2 rRNA genes are annotated in these 5326 nt (G+C 54.9%); both read right to left on the bottom strand.

The window, feature by feature from the left end:
* Positions 1–8: 8 nt before the first annotated feature.
* Positions 9–3119, bottom strand: a 23S ribosomal RNA gene (locus tag DVO78_RS08045).
* A gap of 439 nt (positions 3120–3558) precedes the next feature.
* Positions 3559–5091 (bottom strand): 16S ribosomal RNA (locus tag DVO78_RS08040).
* The 16S and 23S rRNA genes sit together here, the layout of an rRNA operon.
* Between the last annotated feature and the right edge of the window lie 235 nt (positions 5092–5326).

The raw sequence follows: 5326 nt of genomic DNA, 5'->3' as shown, positions 1-5326 counted from the left end.
GTGTTGGTGTGTGTAAGTGATCGGCTTATTAGTACCAGTCACCTCCACCCATTGCTGGGCTTCCAGTTCTGGCCTATCAACCCAGTGTTCTACTGGGAGCCTTCACACGATAAATCGTGTTGGAGATCTTATCTTGAAGCCGGCTTCCCGCTTAGATGCTTTCAGCGGTTATCCATCCCGAACGTAGCTAATCAGCAGTGCCCTTGGCAGGACAACTGACACACCAGAGGTTCGTCCGTCCCGGTCCTCTCGTACTAAGGACAGACCTTCTCAAATCTCCTGCGCGCGCAGCGGATAGGGACCGAACTGTCTCACGACGTTCTAAACCCAGCTCGCGTACCGCTTTAATGGGCGAACAGCCCAACCCTTGGGACCAACTCCAGCCCCAGGATGCGACGAGCCGACATCGAGGTGCCAAACCATGCCGTCGATATGGACTCTTGGGCAGGATCAGCCTGTTATCCCCGAGGTACCTTTTATCCGTTGAGCGACGGCCCTTCCACACGGTGCCGCCGGATCACTAGTCCCAACTTTCGTTCCTGCTCGAGATGCCTCTCTCACAGTCAAGCTCCCTTGTGCACTTACACTCAACACCTGATTGCCAACCAGGCTGAGGGAACCTTTGGGCGCCTCCGTTACTCTTTAGGAGGCAACCGCCCCAGTTAAACTACCCACCAGGCACTGTCCCTGGACCCGATCAGGGCCCGAAGTTAGATGCTCAACATCACCAGAGTGGTATTTCAACGATGACTCCACCCCCACTAGCGTGAGGGCCTCATAGTCTCCCACCTATCCTACACAAGTGATGTCAAACACCAATACCAAGCTATAGTAAAGGTCTCGGGGTCTTTCCGTCCTGCTGCGCGTAACGAGCATCTTTACTCGTAATGCAATTTCGCCGAGTTCACGGTTGAGACAGCGGGGAAGTCGTTACTCCATTCGTGCAGGTCGGAACTTACCCGACAAGGAATTTCGCTACCTTAGGATGGTTATAGTTACCACCGCCGTTTACCGGGGCTTAAATTCTCCGCTTCGCAGCCAAAGGCCGCTAACAGGTCCTCTTAACCTTCCGGCACCGGGCAGGAGTCAGTCCGTATACCTCGTCTTACGACTTCGCACGGACCTGTGTTTTTAGTAAACAGTCGCTTCCCCCTGGTCTCTGCGACCACCACCAGCTCACAGAAGCATGTCCTGATCACCAGGGTGGTCCCCCTTCTCCCGAAGTTACGGGGGCATTTTGCCGAGTTCCTTAACCGTGATTGACTCGATCGCCTTAGTATTCTCTACCTGACTACCTGTGTCGGTTTCGGGTACGGGCGGCACAAGAACCTCGCGTCGATGCTTTTCTCGGCAGCATAGGATCACCGGATCCCCCACCAAAAGTGGGAGCCCATCAAATCTCAGGATCAATGAACAGCGGATTTACCTACCATTCTCCCTACATTCTTAGACCCGGACAACCATCGCCGGGCCCGGCTACCTTCCTGCGTCACACCTGTTAATACGCTAAACGCCCCAGTTCAGATCCCACGCTAGACCCCTCCCACAGCCCCGAAGGACTGCTCAGAGGGGGTTCGGGTGGTTAGTATCACCGGTTTGTTTCGGGCGGTTCTTCGCCGGTACGGGAATATCAACCCGTTATCCATCGACTACGCCTGTCGGCCTCGCCTTAGGCCCCGACTAACCCAGGGCAGATTAGCTTGACCCTGGAACCCTTAGTCATTCGGCGGAGGTGTTTCTCACACCTCTTTCGCTACTCATGCCTGCATTCTCACTCCACCACACTCCACCACCAGCTTCCGCTGTGGCTTCACCGCTGTGATGGACGCTCCCCTACCCAACCAGCCTCAAAAGACTGATTGCCACGGTTTCGGCGGTGTGCTTGAGCCCCGCTACATTGTCGGCGCAGAATCACTTGACCAGTGAGCTATTACGCACTCTTTCAAGGATGGCTGCTTCTAAGCCAACCTCCTGGTTGTCTAAGCAACTCCACATCCTTTCCCACTTAGCACACGCTTAGGGGCCTTAACCGGTGGTCTGGGCTGTTTCCCTCTCGACGATGAAGCTTATCCCCCACCGTCTCACTGCTGAGCTCTCACATCACTGGCATTCGGAGTTTAGCTGACGTCAGTAACCTTGTAGGGCCCATCAGCCATCCAGTAGCTCTACCTCCAGGATGAAACACTCAACGCTGCACCTAAATGCATTTCGGGGAGAACCAGCTATCACAGAGTTTGATTGGCCTTTCACCCCTACCCACAGCTCATCCCCCCAGTTTTCAACCTAGGTGGGTTCGGGCCTCCACACGCTCTTACACGCGCTTCACCCTGGCCATGGGTAGATCACTCCGCTTCGGGTCTAGACCCAGCAACTATATCGCCCTATTCAGACTCGCTTTCGCTACGGCTGCCCCACACGGGTTAACCTCGCTACTGAGCACTAACTCGCAGGCTCATTCTTCAAAAGGCACGCCATCACACCAGAAAACTGATGCTTTGACGGATTGTAAGCACATGGTTTCAGGTACTCTTTCACTCCCCTCCCGGGGTACTTTTCACCATTCCCTCACGGTACTGATTCACTATCGGTCAATAGGGAGTATTCAGGCTTACCAGGTGGTCCTGGCAGATTCACACACGATTCCTCGAGCCGCGTGCTACTCGAGAACACATCACAGGCCGGCGGAACGCATTAACAACTACGGGACTCACACCCTCTACGGCAAGGGACTCAACCCTTTTCGTCTATACGCCCGCACCTCAACCCCCAGAGACGGTGGCCCCTGGACGGATGGCCTCACAACCCCAACAACGCAACCCCCACCGGGTATCACACGCCACTGGTTTAGCCCCATACGCTTTCGCTCGCCACTACTTACGCAATCACTATTGTTTTCTCTTCCTGCCGGTACTGAGATGTTTCACTTCCCGACGTTCCTCCCACACCGCCTATACATTCAGCGGCCGGTGACACACCACAACAGCATGCCGGGTTCCCCCATTCGGAAATCCTGGCCTCAACACTCGGTTATCAGCTCCACCAGGCTTATCGCAGATTCCCACGTCCTTCATCAGCTCCTATTGCCAAGGCATCCACCATGCGCCCTAAAACACTTACAACACAACACAGACACCCACCCCCCAAACCCACAAAAGAATCTGAGAGGCAAGACAAAAAATAAGATGCTCGCGTCCACTATGCAGTTCCCAAACAACAACCCCCACCCCCACCACCACAGCACACCCCCACAAAAAAAGAGGATGCCCACGCCACGGCGACCTGAAGCAAGGACCAGATCCACGAAGCCTCAATAGCCTCAGGACCCAACAGCGCACCAAAAACCAGCCACCACCACCACAACACCCAGTTCCAACACCTTCGAACATGGACCAAAACCCACACACAAGACGCGTACTACAGATGCCATGACCAGAAACGACCGATCACCCCCAAGGACAAACCCCTTGAGAGTATTTGTTGATATTCCACCCATGAGCAAACCCACCAGCTCTACATTCGAGAACTGCGATGGTGCCACAACTCGTGGCTGCTCCTTAGAAAGGAGGTGATCCAGCCGCACCTTCCGGTACGGCTACCTTGTTACGACTTAGTCCCAATCGCCAGTCCCACCTTCGACCATTCCCCCCAGCAAAACCGGTTGGGCCATGGGCTTCGGGTGTTACCAACTTTCGTGACTTGACGGGCGGTGTGTACAAGGCCCGGGAACGTATTCACCGCAGCATTGCTGATCTGCGATTACTAGCGACTCCAACTTCACGAAGTCGAGTTGCAGACTTCGATCCGAACTGAGACCGGCTTTTAGGGATTAGCTCCACCTCACGGCATCGCAACCCACTGTACCGGCCATTGTAGCATGCGTGAAGCCCAAGACATAAGGGGCATGATGATTTGACGTCATCCCCACCTTCCTCCGAGTTGACCCCGGCAGTCTCCCATGAGTCCCCACCATTACGTGCTGGCAACATAAGACAAGGGTTGCGCTCGTTGCGGGACTTAACCCAACATCTCACGACACGAGCTGACGACAACCATGCACCACCTGTGAACCAGCCCCGAAGGGAAACAACATCTCTGCTGCGATCCGGTCCATGTCAAGCCTTGGTAAGGTTCTTCGCGTTGCATCGAATTAATCCGCATGCTCCGCCGCTTGTGCGGGCCCCCGTCAATTCCTTTGAGTTTTAGCCTTGCGGCCGTACTCCCCAGGCGGGGCACTTAATGCGTTAGCTACGGCGCGGAAAACGTGGAATGTCCCCCACACCTAGTGCCCAACGTTTACGGCATGGACTACCAGGGTATCTAATCCTGTTCGCTCCCCATGCTTTCGCTCCTCAGCGTCAGTAACAGCCCAGAGACCTGCCTTCGCCATCGGTGTTCCTCCTGATATCTGCGCATTTCACCGCTACACCAGGAATTCCAGTCTCCCCTACTGCACTCCAGCCTACCCGTACCCACTGCACACCCGGAGTTAAGCCCCGGGCTTTCACAGCAGACGTGGCAAACCGCCTACGAGCTCTTTACGCCCAATAATTCCGGATAACGCTCGCGCCCTACGTATTACCGCGGCTGCTGGCACGTAGTTAGCCGGCGCTTCTTCTGCACATACCGTCACAATTACGCTTCTTCTGTGCTGAAAGCGGTTTACAACCCGAAAGCCGTCATCCCGCACGCGGCGTCGCTGCATCAGGCTTGCGCCCATTGTGCAATATTCCCCACTGCTGCCTCCCGTAGGAGTCTGGGCCGTGTCTCAGTCCCAGTGTGGCCGGTCACCCTCTCAGGCCGGCTACCCGTCAAAGCCACGGTAGGCCACTACCCCACCGTCAAGCTGATAGGCCGCGAGCCCATCCAAAACCGCAAAAAGCTTTCCACCAGCCACCATGCGATGACCAGTCATATCCGGTATTAGACCCAGTTTCCCAGGCTTATCCCAGAGTCAAGGGAAGGTTACTCACGTGATACTCACCCGTTCGCCACTAATCCACCCCCAGCAAGCTGAGAGCTTCATCGTTCGACTTGCATGTGTTAAGCACGCCGCCAGCGTTCATCCTGAGCCAGGATCAAACTCTCCATCAAAAAAACAGAGAAACAACAACCCAAGCATCCCCAACCCCACCCTGCCGGAAAAACAGAGCCTCACAGGACCAGAAACACCACAAGCTGCCAATCAATCCAAAGCAAATACACAGTCACGCACACGGGGGTGCACGCACTGCACTTTCACCAATACATAAACAAAATACTGGTATCAACAAACTTGGCACACTATTGAGTTCTCAAGCTACAAACACCCCAACACCACCAGAAAAAA

Source organism: Nesterenkonia muleiensis, from assembly GCF_003600155.1.
Taxonomy (GTDB): Bacteria; Actinomycetota; Actinomycetes; order Actinomycetales; family Micrococcaceae; genus Nesterenkonia; species Nesterenkonia muleiensis.
This window is presented reverse-complemented; position numbering and strand designations above follow the sequence as displayed.